Here is a 21,064-nt window from a genome sequence, read left to right on the forward strand (position 1 = left end):
AAATATGATTAAGGTAAAACTGTTACTGCAAGGTGTAAGCGTCGCTATGCCTTACTGTGACAATTTTGCGTAAGTCCTGATAGAGTCATTTATAAAGTAAATTTTTCGTACGAAGGGCTGCGCCATGCATGGTCTTCAAGGTCGGGAAATGGAGCAATTGTTTTTGCTCATGACGGACACCTTGCCGATAGGCGTGGCAGTGCTCGACCTTGATTTGCGACTGCTCTTCATCAATCGCCGGCATGCCGAACTGAACCGTATCCCTATCACAGAGCAACTGGGTCACCCCATCCGTGATTATTTGCCGCAAGTGGCTGATGTCGTCGAACCCAAACTGCGCTTCGTGCTTGAAACCGGCATTCCACTGGTGCGCCAGGAGATACGTGGCGATGCCCCGGGAAAAGAAAACGGCAAACTGTTTCGCCTGGCGTCTTACTACCCCCGGCGCGATGAAAGCGGCAATATCTGTGGCATCCTGGCACTGATACAGGATGCATCCATAGACTCTTTCGAAGCGCAGGTAGCTGAGGAAAGCAAGCAGCGCCTGTTGCGGGTACTGGATAATCTGTTTGCCTTTGTCGGCTTGCTGGATCTGGATGGCACCGTGCTGGAATGCAATCGCGCCCCGTTGGAAGCTGCCGGTATTGCCATTGAAGATGTCCGTGGTAAAAAACTGTGGGATGCGTACTGGTGGAGCCATGACGCCCAGGCTGGCGAACAGTTGAAAGACGCAATCAGTCGTTGTCGCAATGGCGAAATTGTACGTTATGACGTCCATGCCAAAATGATCGATGACAGCCGCATGTGGGTGGATTTCATGCTGGCCCCGCTACGTGATGAAACCGGCAAGATCACCCATCTGATACCGTCCGGCATTGACATCAGCAAGCGGCATGACAGCGAAGCGGCCCTGCATCAGTCGGAAGACCGTTATCGCTCGGTTATAGAATCATCCGATGATGCCATCATCACCAAATCACTGGAAGGCATCATTACCGGCTGGAACCCGGCTGCCGAGCGCCTGCTCGGTTATACCTCCAGGGAAGCACTGGGCAAACCGATTACTTTCCTGTTCCCTGCACCACTGCTCAGTGAAGAACAGCATTTGCTGCGGCGTATCGCCAATGGCGAACGCATCCCGCCTTTCGATACGGTACGCATACATAAGGATGGGCATCTGGTGGATGTCTCGATTACCATTTCACCCTTGCGCGACCGCAATGGCAAAGTCATCGGCGCGTGCAAACTGGCGCATGATATAGGTAGTAAAAAAAGGCAGTGGGAAGCACTGGAACAGGCACTGGAAGAAAAAACCGCCTTGCTGCATGAAGTGCATCACCGCGTCAAAAACAATCTGCAGATTGTGTCCAGCCTGCTCAATTTACAGGCCCGGCAAGCGTCCGAAGATGTGGCGCGGGTGCTGGGTGAAAGCCAGGGCAGGATCAGGGCCATGGCGCTGGTGCATCAATTGCTGTATGACTCGGAAATGATGTCAGAGATTGAATTGTCTGAATTTATCAACCGACTGATTGCCTTGACGGTTGCCAGCCATGACACTGCCAAGCTGGGTATCAAACTACAGTATTCGGGGCCAGGCAAACCTGTTTTTATGAGTGCGCACCGCATGATTCCGCTGGGCCTGGTCATCAATGAACTGATACTGAATTCCATCAAGCATGCATTTCCTGCGGACTGGCTGGTCGGGCAGGGGCCGTTACAAGCCTGTATTGATATCCGCCTGCAAGAAGTTTCTGACGATAAACTGCATTTGCAAGTGGCTGACAATGGCCGTGGATTAGCGACGGAATTCAACTGGGATGCAGCAAAAGGACTGGGGACGCAATTAATCCCCATGTTTGTCGCGCAACTGCATGGTGAAATGACGACATCTTCGACCGCATCCGGTTCCTGTTTTACGATAGCACTCAGCCCAAAACGGAAAGGAATAGTTTGATGCATGCCGAGCACATCCTGATCGTGGAAGATGAACCTGTGGTGGCACTGGATCTGCAACATACTCTGGTGGAACTGGGGCACCGCGTGTGCGGCATACGCAGTAATTTTACCCAGGCGTTGTCGGCCGTTTCACAGCTCGAACCTACTCTGGTGTTGATGGATATCCATCTTGATGGCGCAGAAGATGGTATCGATGCCTGCAAGGCGATTTATCAGCGCTGGAAATTACCCGTCATCTTTCTTACTGCTTATGCAGATGATAATACGGTCAGGCGCGCCATTGCCAGCAAGCCCTTTGGCTATGTCATGAAACCATTTGGTGCCAAGGAACTGGCGGCAGTCATACAGGTGGCACGTTCTCGCCATGATGCCGAAATCGCGCTGGAAAAATCCGAAGAACGCCTGTCCATCGCCCTCCAAGCCGCCGATCTCGGCATCTGGGAATGGGAAGAGCAACTGGATACCGTCAAGGGTGACGAGCGTTTTCACCGCATGTGGGATAGCGCCCTCAGTCCTTTCCAGGCCAACCTGCTCACCATGCTGGAATGCATACATCCGGATGACAGGGCCAATGTGCAGCAGGCTTTGACCAAATCAGACGTATTCAACTGCAGCTTTCGTGCTCTGCGCAGCAACGGTGATTATGCCTGGCTGGAAATGGTTGGCAAACTGCATGTAGGGCATGGAAGAAAACAGACCGTCATCGGCGCCTTGCGCGACATCACCCTGCGCAAGCTGGCAGAAGAAAACCTGCGGCAGGCAAGCGTCGTTTTCAGCACTACCGCAGAAGGCATCATGATACTGGATGAGGCTGGCAAGGTCAGCTCCATCAACCCGGCACTGACACGACTGACCGGTTATCCGCAGGAAGAAATACTGGGGTATTACCCCAGTGAAATCTTGCTGGGACGGCGGGACAATGACCCCACCTATCAAGACATTGCCGCTATGCCCGAAGGTTATTGGTCAGGCGAAGTCGCCTGCAAATGCAGGGATGGTCGTCTGTTCCCGGCGCTACAGCATATTTGCGTGGTACGTGATGAAACCGGCAAGGCAAAGCAATATGTACATGCCATTTCAGACATCAGTTTTATTCGCGAAGCCCAGCGGCAACTGGCGCATCTGGCCTACCACGACCCGCTGACTGGCCTGGGCAATCGCTATTTGCTGGATCAGCGGCTGGAAACCGAAATCCAGCAGACCTTGAATGCCGAGAATCATTTCGCCGTCATCTTTGTCGACCTGGATGAATTCAAAGCCATCAATGACACCATGGGCCACCATGTTGGTGACCGCGTTATTCAGGAAGCCGCCATGCGCATAGTGCGGCAGATACGCCGTCACGATGAAGCGATACGACTGGGCGGGGATGAATTTGTCGTCATCGTATCCAGCCTCAATCATCCCTCGGAAGGCTTGCTGGTGGCTGAAAAGATTCTGAAATCTTTTGCCGAGCCGGTAGTGATCGAAGACCATCATTTTGTGATTAGTGCCAGTATAGGTGTCGCCAAGTTTCCTGGTGACGGCAATAGTATTCATGAAATTCTGGGGGCTGCCGACAGTGCCATGTATGAAGCCAAACGTTGCGGCAAGGGGAAGATCTGCGCCTATTCCAGCAACCTCCGCGACAAGTCTGGTACGCGTTTGAACATAGAGCAAAATCTGTATGGTGCCGTCGAAAGAAACGAGTTTGAATTGTTTTACCAGCCCATTATCGATTTGGCTGATTTTCGCCTGATCGGTTTTGAAGCCCTGCTGCGCTGGAATCATCCTGCCTCTGGTTTGCTGGAACCAGGGCAGTTCGTGCATGTGGCCGAAGAGGTTGGCTTTATCGATTGCATAGGCAACTGGGTAGTGGCAGAGGCGCTGAAGCAGTTGAATAGCTGGAACGAAGTCGGGCAGGGGCAGTTATTCATGGCCGTCAATGTCTCTGCTGGCCAGTTCAAGAATGAGCAGTTTACCAGGCAAATTCAGGATGCCCTGGATACCTACCAGCTACCTCCTCATTTGCTGGAAATTGAAATCACCGAAGCCATGCTGCAAGATTTTCATCAAAGCCGCAAGGTGGTCAACAGCCTGCGGGAAATCGGTGTACGTGTGGCGATTGATGATTTTGGTGCCGGCTATTCTTCCATGGCCTTGCTCAAGCACTTGCCCGTGTCGCGTATCAAGATCGACCGCTCATTCGTGATTGCCTTACCCGGCGCAGAACGCGATCTGGGCATGGTGGCCGCCATCATGCAAATGGCAAAAAGCCTGGATCTGGATGTCACCGCCGAAGGTATAGAAACAGCTGAACAGGCACGCATACTGAGTGAGTTAGGTTGCCAGACCATACAGGGCTATTACTTTGGTCACCCCATGGGGGCCTATGACTATTCCAATGGCTGGATCAGCCTGGGTATGGGCAAAAACTATTTCCTGCCGCGCCCCGGGCGTTAATTGACTGGGACTGGGACTGGGACTGGGACTTGGACTTGGACTTGCTCTCACTCTTTCCAATGCCTGCGTCAGGGATTGGCGCAAAGTACAGTACTTGAAACAAATGCTTACAAGTATTTACTAATTATCACGTCTTTTTCATTATAAGTTTACTATTATTGCCATAAGTAAACATTTTCACCGGTGGATAGGTAGCTCTCTTCCTTTTGTCGCCAGTCCGCAGCCTCCCAGCCTCCAGCCCAATGAACACCGCATTTTTAGATGTAATTACAGACAGTAAACTGGCTCTTGAGCTGAGGCAGATTGCTGATGATTTTCAATTTCTTGAATTTTTTGACCGTTATGGCACATGCTGTTTCGCCATGTCTGCCATGCTGTCACACATACTCCAGGAAAAAGGCTACGTCGCCAGAGTACAGGGTTGTTATGCCGAAATCCGGCAAAACAATGGTATTTTTTACATAGGTTACAAAGGCTTTGCGCATGACAGGCAAAAAGAAGGACATGCCGTCTGCATCATCAACGAAAAATACCTGTTGGATTTTGGTCTGGGTACCTTAAAAAAATTCTACGCCACTGATTTTTCACCAGCGCTAGCCAGTGAAATTCTGAATGATGAAATCATGCTGGCCAGCTTGCCGCTGGCAAACGGTATGCGTATAGATTGGCGCATAGACTGGATTTCACCTGCTGTTGAACAAGAGTTGCAGGCCCAGGCAACAAGTCTGAGACAGGTGCTGGCGGACTATGAGGATTTCCAGAAAAACCGCATGTCCTATCTCATCAAAAAGCTGTTCGTCAAAAATCATGATTCATCGCACGATGTGCATGTATCAAACACCGCATTGCCGCTACAAGGGAGCCGGCATTCCACGATTGTGATCTGAAGTCAGACGCATTCCCTTTACGCCTTCAAGCCATGCCAGGCAGTTTAACCACGCGTATGCTCAAAAATGAAGCTGAAGACATCGACGTTTTTGGCGATGGCATTTTTCCTGGTGGTCGAGAAATGGCCGGAATCAAAATCAACACGCATTAATACCGGGCGTTTAGGGTCGTGGTTTTTTTGCATACGTGCTGCCATCTTGGCGACTTGCCAGGGCTCTACCCGTATATCGTTGGCACCCGTCATCAGCAGTGTGGCCGGGTAGCTGACATTGGGCAGAACATGGTGATACGCATCCATTTCCATCAGGCCATTAAACTCGTCCTCTTTTTTTACCGTACCAAATTCTTCATCATTGCCTGGGCCATTCGATGTCAGTTCAAAGCGCAAGGTGTTGAAGGCACCTACCTCACCGATGGCAACGGCAAACAAATCGGGGCGCTCGGTAATGGCGCGGCCCACCATGATGCCACCGGCGGATGTACCCCACAGTGCAATTTTGCCGCGTGAAGTCCAGCCATCTTTAATCAGGGCTTCGGCCACGTCTATCGCATCACGCCAGGTATTGGGCTTGTTGGCTTTTTGTCCGGCCAAATGCCAGCTCTCGCCTTTTTCGCCGCCACCGCGTACATGGGCATACACAATCACGCCACCCTGATCCAGGAAAGCCAGTTTGGAACCCTGAAAACCCGGATCGAGAATGATGCCGTATGAACCGTAGGCTTCGATCAGTACAGGGTTCTTGCCGTTGAGCTTGGTATTGTTCTTATGCAGAATTTCTATCGGTACTTTGACACCGTCGCGCGCCTTGATTTCCAGACGTGTAGTTAAAAAGGGCGACGTATCAAACGGTGCTTTCGGGGTCAGGCCAATATCTTTTGCCTTCAGGTCGGCACCAGTATTCATGATTCGGGCAAACCATGTCAGGCCATCCATGCCAAACCATGCACCTTCCAGCCTGGCATTGCAATTGACATCCCACACGGCACCGCTCAAAGGCAATGCAACGTCTTCCACCTTGCCGGTGGCAAAACTGTAGCGACGCAGCGCACCTACCTGACCACGCAGTTCATGAATATACAAGCCATCTTTGGCGAGGCTCAGGCTGTCAATCACGTACTCGCCTTGCGCTACCACCACTTCACGTTTGGTCTTGTCCGGGTCACTAATGCTGACCTTGAAAACTTCACCCCGCTCGGCCTTGCCCTTGGCCAGCACATACACATAGTCACCTGCAGTGACTGCATGGACGGCGACATCATCCTTGCCAAATACGGCTATCCAGTTGGGTTTGCCTTGTGCCAGCTCGCTGCTGCGTGCCACCATGCCATAGGCTGGCCATTCACCGTTGCTGTAGATGGCACCCAGCGCCCAGTCACTGACCGTACTTGTGAGTACCATTGGCATTTCGCGTTCGGTCTGGCCCATGGCCGGACCATCTGACCAGCGCAGTGCCATTGTGTCTTGTGCTGCCTCGGTGTTCATCCTGTGCAGCCAGGTCGCGGTGTCGAACGAATAATCGACCTTGCCCTTGACTGCACCATCGCGCAGGCGTGAATAAAAAAATCCGCTGGAATCGGGCAACCAGCTGGCTGGCAGTCCATTCTGCAACGTGATCAGTACATCCTTGCCGCCATCCAGTGTCAGGACGCGCAACTCACGTATTTCATCACCACCTTTATCGATGGTGTAAGCCAGATGTTTGCTGTCTGGCGACATCAGCAAACCGGTCACCCGGCGTGGGGCTCCACCCTGCGCACCGGCTTCGGGGTCAATCAGCAAGATGTCTGCACCACCGGCATGAGGGCGCGCATAAATTTTGTAAGTCTGTTGCCCGGGTGTACGACGAGCAAAGATGATGTAAGTGCTGCTGATCTGGCGTATTGCCACATCCGTCACGGCGGCAGTGAAACGCGTTACCGATGCTTCCACTACACGCCGGCCCGGCAGGCGGTCTAGCATCTGCCTTGCATAGGCACCCTGTGCTTTCAGGTAGCTGACAAATTCGTCGGTATCGGGTTTCTGTTCCATCCATCGATAGGGGTCCACAATAGACTTGCCCCACAGGGTGTCAGTCACAGCCTCTTCCCTTGCCACAGGCGGGCGCAACAGGGCAGGTATTTTCCTGGCAGCAGCATGTACATAAGAACTGAGCGGTGACAGGGCAAGTGCCGAAAGCGACAAGGCAAATCTGCGACGGGTAATCATCAGCGGCTTCCTATCGGTTAAGAGATGGTGGAAACGAGTATAGATGGATTTGCAAACAGCTGACAATATGTAAATGATAGCGATAGCACAAGTTGACGACACTCAGACAAAGCCAGGCCTTCAATAATCGATGCTCCGTCTTTGCGCTTTATCAAATCACGACCTGGCAAACTGGATTCAGATGTGCTTGACGGCTAATAAAGCATCCGGCTGCCCATCATGGTGCGCTACCGCACAGTGATTTTTCGGCATGCATGGCAAGCTGATGATGCAATATTGTTATTATTCCAGACATGTGGACTGCTTTCACCGCTGTTGCTGGAAAACCATCGATCAGGAGAATTCCCCATGCGCAAGTTTTGGCTGCTGTTGTCAGCAATACTCACACTTAACCTCTCCGGCTGTGGATATAACAGTTTCCAAAGCGGGGATGAGCAAGTCAAATCAAGCTGGTCAGAAGTCCTGAACCAGTACCAGCGTCGTGCCGATCTGGTGCCTAACCTGGTCAACACCGTCAAAGGTTTTGCCGCGCAAGAAAAAGATATCTTGCTTGGTGTTACCAATGCCCGTGCCAAAGTCGGCAGTGTGCAGGCCACGCCAGAACTGTTGAACAATCCCGAAGCCTTCGCCAAATTCCAGTCCGCCCAGGGCGAACTGTCTGGTGCCTTGTCGCGCCTGCTGGTCGTCACAGAAAATTATCCTCAATTGAAATCAGATGCCAATTTCCGTGATTTGCAGGCACAACTGGAAGGTACAGAAAATCGTATCACCGTCGCCCGTAACCGCTATATCAAGTCCGTGCAGGAATACAATGTACTGGTCAGGTCTTTCCCCTCTAATCTGACAGCGATGATGTTTGGCTACAAGGTCAAACCCAACTTCGCCGTTGAGAATGAAAAAGAACTGGCCAAACCGCCTGCCGTGGATTTTGGCACGCCCGCAGCCAAACCCGGCGGCGCGCAATGAATATCCTCAGGCACGCAAGAACAGTATTGTTGAGCGTCATGCTGGCATGGGCAGGTGTTGCCTGTGCCCAGATTGCCGTCCCACCCATACAGAACCGCGTTACAGACCAGACAGCAACCCTGACGACAGATCAAAAAGCCGCACTGGAACAAAAGTTGCGCGATTTTGAAAACAAGAAAGGTAGCCAGATTGCAGTCCTCATCGTGCCGACCACTGCACCGGAAACCATAGAACAGTACGCATTGCGCGTAGCCGAACAATGGAAGCTGGGGCGGAAAAAAGTTGACGATGGCGCAATCCTGCTGATCGCCAAAAATGACCGCAGCCTGCGTATAGAAGTAGGCTATGGCCTGGAGGGTGTACTCAACGACGCCACCAGCAAACGCATTATCAGCGACACCATCACCCCCTATTTCAAACAGGGCGATTTCAATGCAGGCATACAGGCTGGTGCCGATCAAATGATACGTGTGGTTGATGGTGAACCCTTGCCTGCAAAAACGTCACGCCTAACCAGCCGAACCAGCGATGCCGATGGCTTCCAGCAATATGCACCCATACTATTTATCATGGCCCTGGTGGTGGGCGGTGTATTGCGCGCCCTGTTTGGCCGATTGCCCGGTGCCATCGTCACCGGCGGTGTTGTTGGCGGCGTCGCCTGGCTGGTAGCCGGTGCCATATCCATCGCCATGATCGCGGGTGTACTGGCATTATTCTTTACGCTGTTAAGCGGCAGCCTGGGCGCGCGAGGTATTGGTGCCTACTATGGCGGCAGTGGCAGAGGTGGTGGTGGATTTAGTGGCGGCGGTAGCGGCTTTAGCGGTGGTGGCGGTGGCTTTGGCGGCGGCGGTGCATCTGGACGGTGGTGATCATGACTAACTTCAACATCAGGCGCATCACAAAACACCTGCTCACGACACACAACGAGCTCCGGCGGGTCTTTCCTCCATTAAGCCTGCAAGCCATCGAGCAAGCCATCAAAGCCAGCGAATCCAGCCATCTTGGTGAAATCCGTTTCGTGGTAGAGGCAGCACTGGAATGTGGCCCGTTGATTCGTGGCCAGACAGCCCGTGCACGCGCCATCGACGTATTTTCGCAGTTACACATCTGGGATACGGCACACAATAATGGCGTACTAATTTACCTGCTGCTGGCTGACCGCGATGTAGAAATTGTGGCTGATCGCGGCATTCATACCAGGACATCAAGCGATGAATGGGAACAAATTTGCCGCATGATGGAAAGCGCCTTCAAACTGGAGCAGTATGAACAAGGCGCGATTCGCGGTATACAAGCCGTCAGCCAGCACCTGACAAAACACTTTCCGGTGAATGGCGATAATCTGAATGAGTTGCCGGATGCTGTTGTGATCTTATAGAGATACTACAAACAACAAGCGAGCAGAATTGATCAAGAGAAAAACGCAGTTCATCATCCCGATACAATTGCTCAGGGTGCGGTCTACGGTGATAGAGCCTTTCACATATTGGTCCAGCAGACATGCAGGCAGTATGCTTTACCCAACCATGCCGGTGGCACCAAAGATCAGTATGTTCATAGAGATCAATGTCCTGCTTAGTTGATGCCAGCTTATGGATGCCAACTTATTGATGTCACGCTATGTCCGGCTTGCCACACAATACCCCACTGTACCAGCGATGCCTGATACCAGCGCACCCCAGCAGATATCAATCACCGTGAGCGTCACTGGCCAGGCTTTTAATGTTGCCAGGTTGCTGAGGTCGTAAGTGCCATACGCCACCAAACCCAGCAAAGCACATAACATCACCGCTTGCTGCCAGCTTTCCGCACGCAGGGCAGGCATAATGCCAAACACCAGCATACCCACGCTATACAGCAAATAGAACAATGCGGCCGGTATCAGCCTGGGTTGTGCCAGCATCATCTCACCCAGGTATGCGCGGTAAGTCGATCCCATCAACACCCCCAGCCATATTGCATCCAGCGCCAGCAGGGTGAGCAGTGCACTGCCATAAGCAAGCAGCATTTGTTGCCAGGTAAGTGAGGTAGATAGCGTCAGCATGAATATATCCTTGTGGATTGGAGATGAAGACCAACATCAGTGCCGCACATTTTCGCCCAAACGCCATGTCATGTCTGTGCGGTAGATAATATATAAAAACATTGTCAAATTATGAATGTCTGGTGTTTAATGCCTGCAATGCCAAAAGGACAGGTATCTGCTTCGACTTGTTTTTTCTAAGACTGATACCCGTTCGTCAGAAATCGGCAGCATGCATCATCCCTATATTTAAACGACGCCTTATCGCCATGCAATCCAAATTAAAACAGCTTTTTGCTTTTTTCACTCTGTGCACCATCCTTTTGTCAGGCAACGCGACTGCCATGACCATGTTGCGGTCCAACCAGACGCTGATATTGTTCGGCAAAGTCGTGCCGGAAGACAGTCAGCAATTTCGCAAAAAGCTCGAAGAAGGCCCGGTCAAAACAGTCGTCATGACAGAAAGCCCTGGTGGCGATATGCGTGCCGCGTATGCCATTGCTGACCTGATTACAGAAGGCAAAATGAATACCGCAGTCAACGGCAGTTGCATGTCTGCCTGTGCGCTTATCTTTATGGCTGGTACGGAAAGGCAAATGCTTGCCAGCAAGCATTTGGAGAAAACACGCTTGGGTTTTCACGGCCCCCACAATAAACGCACCAAAGAAATCGCCACCGCCTCCATCCCAAGATTTCGTGAATGGTTGCTCAAGGTAACGCAAGGCCAGTTTCCGGAAGAAGTCCTGGACCGCGCCCTGAACATAGAACGCGCTGGTGACATGATGTTTTTCTACTACCCGAATCAAAATTACCTCGGCGACATACGTTTTTGCACTGAAGGTTCGCTGCGTTGCGAAACCCTGAATGGCTACAACATCGTCAAGATTGGCATCCTGACAACGACAGATTTGTTGAAAGTCGAAAGCCTGGATGAGCCTTACAAGGCAGACGCTAAATCAGAGTAGCAGTACCTCTGATTAATACCTATGATGGTTTGTGTAGCATGCAGGCTTTACTATCACCACAAAGAAAGTAACAAGATCATGACAGACGCAACGACGCCCACAACCCTGGCAACCATCACCACTCTGACCCCTGGTAAATTGACGGTCTGCACATACGGCGGATTTGCGCCTGTCTGCTACAAGGACGAACACGGTAAACTCACAGGCCTGGATGTCATCTTCCTGGAAAAATTCGCCCTCAGTCTGGGCTTGGACATCGTCTTGATAGAACATGACTTCGACGGCATCTGGACCATGCCTGACGAGAACCGATGCGACATCGCCGCTGCCGGCGTGCAACAACGGGATAATCGCCATGTTGGGCCTGGCGGCTGCTGGAGTGATGCCTATTTTCAGGTACAAAGATCATTGTTAGTGCGCAGCATCGACAAAGCGGCATTTGATCACCCTGAAACCCTGGCCGGAAAAACCATCATCGTAACCCGTGGTTCAACCGCAGACATCGACGCCAAAGCGCGTTACTACCCCCGCTGCACGATACAGTTCGTTGACGAAGTCGCCAAGGATCAGGCAGATGCGCAGGCATACATCGTCAATACGCTGATAGCAAACCACCAGGCCGATGCTTTTGGCGAAGGTGATGTCAGCAACCAATACCTGAGCGACACCTATGGCAAAAACATTGAAGGTGGCCTGGCGCTGGCGGATATTCATCATATCGACGGCAGCAATGAAACCTTCAATTTCATCACGCGCAAGGCCAGTGCCGGGTTGCTTGAGCAGTTGAATAGCTTCATTGCAGACAACAAGGGAAGCTACGCTAAAGCTTAAGACTGGTACAGTGAAGCGAGAACCGTCTGGGCTGATACGCACATGGTAGTTGCATGCCGATTATTGTGTGGCTGTCAGGTTCAGCGTTCAGTCCAGGCTGCTGCATACAAAATCAGTGATGCGGGTCAAATGCTTGCTCTGAAGGGTGGTGGTATATCCACACTCATCCCCGTCAATTGAACTTGCGGGAGATGCACGCGACCAGACATGCTACAGTACGTCTTTTGCTTCTTACTTAATTCGCCATGAATTCAACCGTGGCCCGCACTGTGCCTATGTTGCGCTACAGCGTGGTGCATGAAACCCGTTACACCTACCAGAGCCTGGTGACACTGTCGCAGCAGTTGCTGCACATGGCACCGCGCTGTTTTGCCGTGCAGCAGACCGAATCGCACAATTTACTGGTTGATCCGGGTGTGGACGAGGGCGTCGACGGGGTTGATTTCTTCGGCAATGCCATCCGCCGCTTTACGGTGACCACGCCACACAAGGTGTTGCGTGTTCTGGCCGAGTCGACCATTGCGCTGGCAGCCCGTCCCGGCATTGAACAGATTGCCGTCTCACCGCGCTGGGAAACGGTGCGCGACATGGTGCAACAGTCACGCCAGCCAGCCATACTCGATGCCTGCAGCTATTTGTTTGAGTCACCCCATGTGCGCTGGAATGCAGCACTGGAGCAGTATGCGCGGACCAGTTTTACCCCAGGCCGGCCATTGCTGGACGCTGCACTCGACCTGACCACACGCATCTTTGATGATTTCGAATTTGACGGTAACGCCACCGACATCGCTACGCCGCTCGAACAAGTGCTGGCTGGCCGGCGCGGCGTGTGCCAGGACTTCGCCCAACTGATGATAGGCGGCCTGCGCAGCCTTGGCCTGCCGGCACGCTATGTCAGCGGCTACATCCAGACCCATCCACCGGAGGGGCAGCCAAGACTGATCGGGGCGGATGCCTCGCATGCCTGGGTGGCGGTATTTTGCCCGGAGCTGGGCTGGGTCGATTTCGACCCGACCAATAGTTGCCTGGTGCAGAGCGAACATCTGACCCTGGGCTGGGGGCGCGATTTCAGTGATGTCACCCCGATGCGCGGTGTGGTGCTGGGCGGTGGCGCCCACGAACTGCAGGTTAATGTCACGGTCACACCGTTGTCATGAACCATTGTCATGAACCGTTATGGGCGATGTCGGTGCGTACCGCACCAGCATAGGGTGCGCATGGTGTGATGAGTGGGCTGAGTGCATTACACATCGTGGTCAGCAGTGGATTTTCTTGCGCCAGTGGCATAGATCCTGCTAGATTGACAGGGTCGCCCCCTCACTCAACCAAAGGTCTCCGCATGGCAATCCGAGTCGCGCTACACCACAAAACCAGTTACCGTTACGATCGCCTGGTTGCGTTGTCACCCCATGAAGTGCGCCTGCGTCCAGCGCCACATGCCCGTACCCCCATCCTGTCGTATTCGCTGACAGTGACACCAGAACAATACTTCATCAACTGGCAGCAAGACCCGTATGGCAACTATATCGGTCGCTTCGTGTTTCCCGAGAAGACTGACCGGCTGGAATTTACGGTCGATCTGGTGGCCGACATGACGGTCATCAACCCCTTCGATTTCTTCGTCGAGAAATATGCCGAGACTTTCCCGTTCGCGTACCCGGCCCAGCTCAAGGCCGAACTTGGCCCGTACTTGCAGAACGAAGAGCCCGGCCCGCTGCGTCAGGAATGGGTGAAGCAGATGCGCAGCGATTTGCTCAAGGAAGCCATGGGCACCAACGATTTTCTGGTTGCCATCAATCAGCGGCTGCAGACTGACATTGCGTATCAGTTGCGTATGGAACCTGGCGTGCAGACTCCCGAACAAACACTGGGATTACTTGCCGGCTCCTGTCGTGACAGCGGCTGGCTGCTGGTGCAGATTTTGCGCGATGTCGGCCTGGCGGCCCGTTTCGTATCGGGCTACCTGATACAGTTGCGGGCCGATCAGGAAGCGCTGGACGGCCCCAGCGGCACCAGCGTCGATTTCACTGACTTGCACGCATGGGCCGAAGTATATGTGCCGGGCGCTGGCTGGATCGGCCTTGATCCGACCTCCGGCATGCTGGCCAGTGAAGGCCACATTCCGCTGGCGTGTACTGCCTTGCCATCGTCAGCCGCGCCGGTCACTGGCTACACCGACGAAGCCGAAGTAACGTTTGAGCATGAAATGACGATCACCCGCATCCATGAAGACCCGCGCGTGACCAAGCCCTACTCGGACGCAGACTGGCAACGGATCGACCAGTTGGGTGAACAGGTCGATGCCGACCTCAGACATCAGGACGTGCGTCTGACGCAGGGCGGCGAACCGACCTTTGTGTCGATCGACGATATGGATGGAGCACAGTGGAACACCGAAGCCCACGGCGATGACAAGCGCCGTCTGGCGGGCCAACTGATGCACCGACTGAAGAACCATTTCGCACCCGGCGGCATGTTGCACTATGGGCAGGGCAAGTGGTATCCGGGCGAGCCGCTGCCGCGCTGGGCGCTGAATATCTATTGGCGTGTCGACGGCCAGCCAATGTGGCTGGATGCCAGCCTGTTCGCCGATGAACAGGTCAACGATGGCTATGGCCCACAAGACGCCGAACGCTTCGCCGCAGCTCTGGCGCGCGCGCTGCGCCTGCCTGCCGACAGCCACCTGCCGGCGTATGAAGATGTGCTGCAGCAGGCCAGGCTTGAACAGACGCTACCGGTCAATCTTGATCCGTTGAGTGTTGACCTGGCACAGGCCGATGAACGGCGTCGCCTGGCGCGCCTGTTGCAGACGGGTTTGGGCGCTGTGGTCGGCTATGTATTGCCGCTCAAGCCGGAAGAGACTGACCAGTCTCTCGCCATCGGCACCCTGTGGCGCACTTCACGCTGGCCGCTCAAGCGCGAGCATCTGTATCTGTTGGATGGCGATTCGCCCATGGGCTTGCGCCTGCCACTGAATGCGCTGCCGTGGGTAATGCCGGAAGACGAAGAGCCGGCCTTCGATCGTGATCCTTTCGCGCCGCGTGATGCACTGTCTCCGCCGCTGTACGACAAGCAGCCCGCACAGAACCTGGCCGCTGCCAAGGGTGGTCAGCAAATGAAGGCCAGTCAGCAAGTCAAGGCAGATCAGCAAGCCAAGGCTGCCCAGCAGCTTAAAGGCAGTCAGCAAGCCAAGACCGGCCAGCCAGCCGCTACCGCTTCCAAACTGGCACCGCGTGACGTGATCCATACTGCGCTGTGCGTACAAGTGCGCGTTGGCCGTTTGCACGTGTTCATGCCACCGCTGACCCGGGTCGAGGACTATCTGGCGCTGGTAGCTGCGGTCGAAAGTACAGCCGCGCTGCTGAACATGAAACTGTGGATAGAAGGTTATCCACCGCCACGCGACCCGCGCATCAAGTTGCTGAGCGTAACGCCCGATCCTGGCGTGATCGAGGTAAATATCCATCCGGCAGCCAGCTGGAAGGAGCTGGTCTACAACATGTCCACCTTGTATGAAGAGGCACGCCTGTGTCGGCTGGGAACAGAAAAATTCATGGTCGATGGCCGCCATACCGGCACTGGCGGCGGCAACCATGCGACACTGGGTGGCGCCACCGCCGAAGACAGCCCCTTGCTGCGGCGGCCCGATTTGCTGAAGAGCCTGATCACTTACTGGCAAAACCATCCATCGCTGTCTTATCTGTTTTCTGGCACCTTCATTGGCCCTACCAGCCAGGCGCCACGGGTTGACGAAGCGCGCGACGATAATCTGTATGAGCTGGCGATTGCTTTTCAGCAGATGGATCAGTTGCTGCCCACGCTGCATCCGGGCGATAAGCCTTGGATGGTCGACCGCCTGTTGCGCAACCTGCTGGTAGACCTGACTGGTAACACCCACCGTGCCGAATTCTCCATCGACAAGCTGTATTCGCCAGATGGGCCAACTGGCCGTCTCGGCCTGGTGGAATTCCGCGCCTTCGAAATGCCACCGCACGAACGCATGAGCCTGCTGCAAATGCTGTTGCTGCGGGCGCTGGTGGCGCGCTTCTGGCGCCAGCCCTACCAGGCCAAGCTGGTGCATTGGGGCACGGCACTGCATGACCGCTGGATGTTGCCGCATGTGGTGGCGCAGGACATCCGCGATGTTGCACGTGACTTGCGTGAGGCAGGTTATGCCTTCGAGGATCACTGGTTTGACCCCTTCATCGAATTCCGCTTCCCGCGTTACGGCACGGTAGTCTATCAGGGCGTCGAACTGGAGTTGCGCCAGGCGATCGAACCATGGCATGTGCTGGGCGAAGAAATGAGCACTGGTGGTACCGCACGCTATGTCGATTCGTCGGTTGAACGCATGCAATTGCTGGTGCGCGGTCTTACCGACGGACGCCACGTGGTCGCCTGCAATGGCCGTATGCTGCCGCTGCATCCGACCGGCGTGCCGGGAGAATATGTGGCCGGCGTGCGCTTCCGCGCCTGGAGTCCGTGGTCGGCGCTGCACCCGACCATCAAGGTGCAAGCGCCGCTGACTTTCGACCTGGTCGATAGCTGGAGCGGGCGCGCGGTGGGTGGCTGCACCTATCATGTCAGCCATCCGGGTGGCCGTGCCGAGAGTGGTTCGCCAGTCAACGCCAACGCTGCCGAGGCCCGTCGCTTCGCCCGCTTTTGGGCCTACGGACACACGCCTGGACCGATGACGGTGCTGCGTGAAGCGCCCAATCCCAGCTTTCCGATGACGCTGGATTTGCGCTGGCAGCCGGGTTAAAAGTAAAACTAAAAATAAAACTAAAAGCAAAACAGGAGACGCATGGACTACACACTACTGACGGGTTATCCGGGCACACCCGGCAGCTACGATGAAATGATGGAAGCGAGTTTGCGGCCACGTGGACACTGGCGCGCCATGCTCGACAGCCTGGCCGGTGAGTCCCCGGCCATGATGCGTCAGCGTATTGAGGTAGTGCAGCGTCAGGTACGTGAGAACGGTGTCACCTACAACGTCTATGCCGATGCCAAGGGCATGCAGCGGCCATGGGACCTGAACGTGTTGCCGCTGATCTTGCCGTATGATGAATGGGCACAGGTGGAGGCTGCAGTAGCACAGCGCGCTACCTTGCTCAATCGCATCCTGCTTGATGTCTACGGCGAACAGCGCCTGCTGGCTGAGGGCCTGCTGCCACCAGCGCTGGTACACGGCCATGCAGGCTTTTTACGGCCTTGTCAGGGCATACGCCATCAGGGCGACATCGCCCTGCATTTCTATGCACTGGATTTGGCGCGCGCGCCTGATGGCCGCTGGTGGGTGGTGGGTGACCGCACCCAGGCACCTTCCGGCGCTGGCTATGCGCTGGAAAACCGCGCCGTCATTGGTCGCATCTTCCCAGACATGCTACGTGATCTCAAGGTGCGCAAGCTGGAAGGTTTTTTTGACACCATGCGCGACAGTCTGGCGCACTGGGGCAGGCGCAGTGCCGGTGCCGGACTGCGCGCGGGCGAACCGCCACTCATGGTGCTGCTGACCCCTGGCCCACATAACGAAACCTATTACGAACATACCTATCTGGCACGCTATTTGGGCCTGCCGCTGGTTGAGGGCGGCGACCTCACGGTGCGCAACGGCATGGTCTGGCTCAAGACCCTGTCCGGCATGCAGCGCGTGCACGTCATCGTGCGCCGGGTCGATGATGATTTTTGCGATCCGCTGGAGCTGCGTGCCGACTCCGCGCTGGGCGTGGCTGGCCTCACCGACGCTGTCCGCCGTGGTACCGTGCTGGTGACCAATAGTCTGGGATCAAGCTTGCTGGAATCAGGTGCCTTGCTGGGCTTTTTGCCGTCGCTGTGCCAGCGCCTGCTGGGCGAACCGCTCAAGATGCCATCGGTGGCGACCTGGTGGTGTGGCGAAGCTGCTGCGCTGGATACGGTGGTCAGCCGCCTCGACAGCCTGGTGATCAAGCCGGCGTTTCCACAACTGCGTCAGGGACCGGTGTTTGGTGCCGACCAGCGTGGCGATGCCCGTGCTGCGCTGATCGGGCAGTTGCGCGCCAACCCCGGCAATTACGTGGCACAGGAACTGGTGCGGCTGTCGCAGGCACCGGTCTGGAAAGAAGCCCCCCGGGCCGGCTTGTACCCCTGCGCCACTGGCCTGCGCGTATACGCCTGCGCCACGCCCAAGGGCTATGTCGTCATGCCAGGCGGGCTGACTCGCGTGGCCACCGGGCCAGATGCGCGTGTAATCACAATGCAGCAAGGCGGCGGCAGCAAGGATACCTGGGTCCAGGCCAGGGCCCAGCAAGACCTGCCACATCAGGAGCGCGGTAACGTGGAACGGCGTGAGCCAGTGCGCGATGACACCCACCTGTCAAGCAGGGTGGCAGAAAACCTGCACTGGTTTGGCCGCAACACCGAACGCTGCGACAATATTGCCAGGCTGCTGCGCGTCACCCTCAATTTCCTTTTCCACGTCCGGCCAGACGATCGTGGTGCCGAATGGGCAGCCATGACTGGCCTGTGCCAATGGTACTGGTTGATCGCACCACCCGAACCAACTGACGTCACCGCTGAACCGGTGCAGCCAGCCGCCATGCTGACCGACGCCCAAATCGAATCAGCGCTGCTGCGGGCCGTGGTGTCGCCGGATGTGCCGGGGCTGGTGCAGCAACAGCAGCAACTCTACCGCTGCGCCAGCCAGTTGCGCGAACGCATTTCACTCGATAACTGGCGTGCAATCAGCAAGATGCGGCAAGACAGCCCCGTCGAAGAGCAACCATCCCAGGCCGAAGCAATGCGCCGCCTGGACGACGCCACCGAAGCCGCCATGTTGATGTCCGGTTATGCAATGGATGGCATGAGTCGCGACCTGGGCTGGCGTTTCATGTCGCTGGGGCGGCGGCTGGAAAGGCTGCAATTCCAGTGCCAGATATTGCGACGCGGGCTGGCTATGGATGGTGGCGACCTGGAGTGGATGTTGCTGCTGTCAGATAGCATTATCACCTACCGCGCGCGCTACCAGGCCCGGCCAGAATGGTTACCTTTGCTTGATCTGCTACTGCTGGATGAAAGTAATACCCGCTCCATCGTGTTTCAGGTCGACGGCATCCTCAAGACCTTGCAGCAAATGGCACCCGGTCGCGGCCCGGCTGGAACTGAACAACTGGCAGCACTGGCCGACGAATTGCAGGCCCTGACACCAGAAGCCGACCTGGTCGGTGGCAGCCTCTACCTGGCCGACCTGCTGCAACGCCTGATCCAGACCAGCGAAACTTTGTCGGAACAGATAGGTGTGCAGTTTTTTAGTCATACGGGGAAAGCGGCGGGGGAGGGTAGCTAGCAACGCCTGTGGCAAGAACAGCGAAGCAGGTTATTCGTCATAGTGAAGGCACGAAGACACAAGTGAAAGCTTCAATTCCATCACGCCAAGGCAAGTGTAGGGTTGCTTGAGTTGCTGAAGGTCTTCATTCTAGATAACAAACTAGATAACAAACGAACTTGTACTAAAGATTAAAAACGGTAATCTGACGTGCGAGAGTGTTTGTATTGATCGGTTATTGTCGTTGAGTTCCCGCCAGCCGTGCGCGGCGTTTTCGTGCCCAGATGAAAACGCCGGTAGCACTCAAACCTGTAAGCGCGATACCCATCAGGCAGATAAGTAACTTGAACGGTATGCCCCATAAGGCAGCCATGTGCAGGCTGGTAAGCCAGGTCGAGAGCGTATCGCCACTGGCGGCACCCGTGGGCAACCAGAGCGCACGGAATGCGCCGGTATTGGCGTCAAACCAGATACTGCTACCACCAGAAACGGTGCGTATGTCAGCGCTGCTGAGTACGTCATAGCGAAAGACCGCTTTGTCAGCATCATAGTAAAGTGAATCTTCACGACTGATGTCGAAGCCATTGTTTACAGCTTGCTGACGCATCAGCGTGCGTCCATTGTTGCGCGCTTGCGTCCAGCTGATACCTGGTTCCGGTTGTGCTTTATCCAGTGCAGGCATGATGTCATCACCAGGCTGGTGAGAAAACACTGCATGCATGACTGGTGCATACACTTGCTGGAGATTAAAGGCGACGCCGCTCCAGGCCAGGATGAACAGCATTGCCCATAACCACAAACCACCGGCCCGGTGCAGGTCAAAGTTCAGTTTGTAGTTTCCTGCATTCCAGCGCAATTTCCAGGCTGGATACCAGCGACGCAACCAGGATTTTCCATTTACCTGACGCGACGGCGGTGGCAAGCTCAGGTAAGCACCGACGAAACAATCCAGCGTCCATAGCAGGGCGATGATTCCAAACACATAGCTGCCCGCTTTGCCCAATGCCAGTGAACGATGTAAGCGGTAAATGAAAGGCATGAGATTTTTCTTGCCCTGTGCGATGTCACCAAACTTGCGTTGACCCAAAATGTGGCCCGTGTAGGGGTTGACGAAAATCTGGTCATTGGGCAATTCATTGGGCAATTCCTGAACTTGACCAGCACGCGGTGCCAGAAAAAATAATGTGGCGTGCCCTGTCTGGGTAAACAGTGGCACATACGGTATATCAGCCGCAGGATAGTGTTGCATCACTTGCTGCCGCAGTGTCAACGGATCCAGCATCGCTGCATGTTCTGTCGGTGGCGCTGCCAGAAATAGCTGGGGATTCAGCATGGTCTCCAACTCCGTGTTCCACGCCAGCAGGCTGCCAGTCAAGCCAGACAGAATTAAAAAGCCAGCCAGCACCAGCCCTACCCACCGATGGACAATTACCATGGTGGGTCGCAACTTGTGCTGTCTGGGGAGGCTGGGTAGCTTTAAGGTA

The 21,064-nt window shown here is 54.9% G+C and carries 15 protein-coding genes; 11 read left to right on the top strand and 4 right to left on the bottom strand.

The features are described from left to right. Positions 1-124 precede the first annotated feature (124 nt). From H8L32_RS26320 to H8L32_RS26330, 3 genes are all read left to right on the top strand, one after another. On the top strand, positions 125-1,954 hold the full coding sequence (locus tag H8L32_RS26320) for a PAS domain S-box protein (protein ID WP_186950838.1): 1,830 nt from the start codon (positions 125-127) through the stop codon (positions 1,952-1,954). Beyond that, on the top strand, positions 1,954-4,398 hold the full coding sequence (locus H8L32_RS26325; RefSeq protein WP_186950839.1) for a two-component system response regulator: 2,445 nt from the start codon (positions 1,954-1,956) through the stop codon (positions 4,396-4,398). The genes H8L32_RS26320 and H8L32_RS26325 overlap by 1 nt, the downstream gene beginning before the upstream one ends. A gap of 362 nt (positions 4,399-4,760) precedes the next feature. Further along, positions 4,761-5,285, top strand: a complete 525-nt coding sequence (locus H8L32_RS26330) for a hypothetical protein (protein WP_186950840.1) — start codon at positions 4,761-4,763, stop codon at positions 5,283-5,285. Positions 5,286-5,329: 44 nt separating this feature from the next. On the opposite strand, the gene H8L32_RS26335 is transcribed toward H8L32_RS26330, so the two are convergent. Next, a complete protein-coding gene (locus H8L32_RS26335; protein ID WP_186950841.1) occupies positions 5,330-7,492 on the bottom strand; it encodes a prolyl oligopeptidase family serine peptidase in 2,163 nt (720 codons plus the stop codon). Positions 7,493-7,840: 348 nt separating this feature from the next. Between H8L32_RS26335 and H8L32_RS26340 the strand changes: the two genes are divergently transcribed. From H8L32_RS26340 to H8L32_RS26350, 3 genes are read left to right on the top strand one after another with little or no spacing between them, the layout of a single operon-like run. Continuing rightward, positions 7,841-8,458, top strand: coding sequence for a LemA family protein (locus H8L32_RS26340; protein WP_186950842.1), 618 nt, complete (start codon positions 7,841-7,843; stop codon positions 8,456-8,458). After that, complete coding sequence (locus tag H8L32_RS26345; protein WP_186950843.1) at positions 8,455-9,327, top strand: TPM domain-containing protein; 873 nt, start codon at positions 8,455-8,457, stop codon at positions 9,325-9,327. Before H8L32_RS26340 ends, H8L32_RS26345 begins: the two co-directional genes overlap by 4 nt. A gap of 2 nt (positions 9,328-9,329) precedes the next feature. Continuing rightward, complete coding sequence (locus H8L32_RS26350) at positions 9,330-9,836, top strand: TPM domain-containing protein (RefSeq protein ID WP_186950844.1); 507 nt, start codon at positions 9,330-9,332, stop codon at positions 9,834-9,836. Positions 9,837-10,076: 240 nt separating this feature from the next. On the opposite strand, the gene H8L32_RS26355 is transcribed toward H8L32_RS26350, so the two are convergent. Then, positions 10,077-10,502, bottom strand: coding sequence for a DUF2177 family protein (locus tag H8L32_RS26355; protein ID WP_186950845.1), 426 nt, complete (start codon positions 10,500-10,502; stop codon positions 10,077-10,079). 323 nt (positions 10,503-10,825) lie between these two features. On the opposite strand from H8L32_RS26355, the gene H8L32_RS26360 reads away from it, so the two are divergent. From H8L32_RS26360 to H8L32_RS26370, 3 genes are all read left to right on the top strand, one after another. Next, positions 10,826-11,446 (top strand): ATP-dependent Clp protease proteolytic subunit, encoded by a 621-nt coding sequence (locus tag H8L32_RS26360; protein WP_222619510.1) that lies wholly within the window; start codon positions 10,826-10,828, stop codon positions 11,444-11,446. A gap of 78 nt (positions 11,447-11,524) precedes the next feature. Next, positions 11,525-12,277, top strand: coding sequence for a substrate-binding periplasmic protein (locus tag H8L32_RS26365; RefSeq protein ID WP_186950847.1), 753 nt, complete (start codon positions 11,525-11,527; stop codon positions 12,275-12,277). A 245-nt stretch (positions 12,278-12,522) separates the two neighbouring features. Beyond that, positions 12,523-13,434 carry a transglutaminase family protein gene (locus tag H8L32_RS26370; RefSeq protein ID WP_186950848.1) on the top strand — a complete coding sequence of 304 codons (912 nt, stop codon included), beginning with the start codon at positions 12,523-12,525 and terminating at the stop codon, positions 13,432-13,434. Between the two features lie 7 nt (positions 13,435-13,441). Here the strand turns inward: H8L32_RS26370 and H8L32_RS28075 are convergent, their stop codons facing one another. Beyond that, positions 13,442-13,564, bottom strand: coding sequence for a hypothetical protein (locus H8L32_RS28075; protein ID WP_268977658.1), 123 nt, complete (start codon positions 13,562-13,564; stop codon positions 13,442-13,444). 52 nt (positions 13,565-13,616) lie between these two features. Here H8L32_RS28075 and H8L32_RS26375 point away from each other — a divergent pair, with 52 nt between their 5' ends. Beyond that, on the top strand, positions 13,617-17,039 hold the full coding sequence (locus H8L32_RS26375) for a transglutaminase family protein (protein ID WP_186950849.1): 3,423 nt from the start codon (positions 13,617-13,619) through the stop codon (positions 17,037-17,039). A 42-nt stretch (positions 17,040-17,081) separates the two neighbouring features. After that, a complete protein-coding gene (locus tag H8L32_RS26380) occupies positions 17,082-19,601 on the top strand; it encodes a circularly permuted type 2 ATP-grasp protein (RefSeq protein WP_186950850.1) in 2,520 nt (839 codons plus the stop codon). 214 nt (positions 19,602-19,815) lie between these two features. Here H8L32_RS26380 and H8L32_RS26385 read toward each other — a convergent pair whose 3' ends face one another. Further along, positions 19,816-21,015 (bottom strand): PepSY-associated TM helix domain-containing protein, encoded by a 1,200-nt coding sequence (locus tag H8L32_RS26385; RefSeq protein WP_186950851.1) that lies wholly within the window; start codon positions 21,013-21,015, stop codon positions 19,816-19,818. Between the last annotated feature and the right edge of the window lie 49 nt (positions 21,016-21,064).

The sequence above is a fragment of the Undibacterium hunanense genome, assembly GCF_014284335.1.
Taxonomy (GTDB): Bacteria; Pseudomonadota; Gammaproteobacteria; order Burkholderiales; family Burkholderiaceae_D; genus Undibacterium; species Undibacterium hunanense.

What these genes read in the sequence shown, in the direction of transcription:
- H8L32_RS26375 (WP_186950849.1), top strand. Translation starts at nt 13,617, where the DNA reads ATGGCAATCCGAGTCGCGCTACACCACAAAACCAGTTACCGTTACGAT.
- H8L32_RS26350 (WP_186950844.1), top strand. Translation starts at nt 9,330, where the DNA reads ATGACTAACTTCAACATCAGGCGCATCACAAAACACCTGCTCACGACA.
- H8L32_RS26345 (WP_186950843.1), top strand. Translation starts at nt 8,455, where the DNA reads ATGAATATCCTCAGGCACGCAAGAACAGTATTGTTGAGCGTCATGCTG.
- H8L32_RS26365 (WP_186950847.1), top strand. Translation starts at nt 11,525, where the DNA reads ATGACAGACGCAACGACGCCCACAACCCTGGCAACCATCACCACTCTG.
- H8L32_RS26335 (WP_186950841.1), bottom strand. Translation starts at nt 7,492, where the DNA reads ATGATTACCCGTCGCAGATTTGCCTTGTCGCTTTCGGCACTTGCCCTG.
- H8L32_RS26370 (WP_186950848.1), top strand. Translation starts at nt 12,523, where the DNA reads ATGAATTCAACCGTGGCCCGCACTGTGCCTATGTTGCGCTACAGCGTG.
- H8L32_RS28075 (WP_268977658.1), bottom strand. Translation starts at nt 13,564, where the DNA reads ATGCCACTGGCGCAAGAAAATCCACTGCTGACCACGATGTGTAATGCA.
- H8L32_RS26380 (WP_186950850.1), top strand. Translation starts at nt 17,082, where the DNA reads ATGGACTACACACTACTGACGGGTTATCCGGGCACACCCGGCAGCTAC.
- H8L32_RS26340 (WP_186950842.1), top strand. Translation starts at nt 7,841, where the DNA reads ATGCGCAAGTTTTGGCTGCTGTTGTCAGCAATACTCACACTTAACCTC.
- H8L32_RS26360 (WP_222619510.1), top strand. Translation starts at nt 10,826, where the DNA reads ATGACCATGTTGCGGTCCAACCAGACGCTGATATTGTTCGGCAAAGTC.
- H8L32_RS26330 (WP_186950840.1), top strand. Translation starts at nt 4,761, where the DNA reads ATGTCTGCCATGCTGTCACACATACTCCAGGAAAAAGGCTACGTCGCC.
- H8L32_RS26385 (WP_186950851.1), bottom strand. Translation starts at nt 21,015, where the DNA reads ATGGTAATTGTCCATCGGTGGGTAGGGCTGGTGCTGGCTGGCTTTTTA.
- H8L32_RS26320 (WP_186950838.1), top strand. Translation starts at nt 125, where the DNA reads ATGCATGGTCTTCAAGGTCGGGAAATGGAGCAATTGTTTTTGCTCATG.
- H8L32_RS26325 (WP_186950839.1), top strand. Translation starts at nt 1,954, where the DNA reads ATGCATGCCGAGCACATCCTGATCGTGGAAGATGAACCTGTGGTGGCA.
- H8L32_RS26355 (WP_186950845.1), bottom strand. Translation starts at nt 10,502, where the DNA reads ATGCTGACGCTATCTACCTCACTTACCTGGCAACAAATGCTGCTTGCT.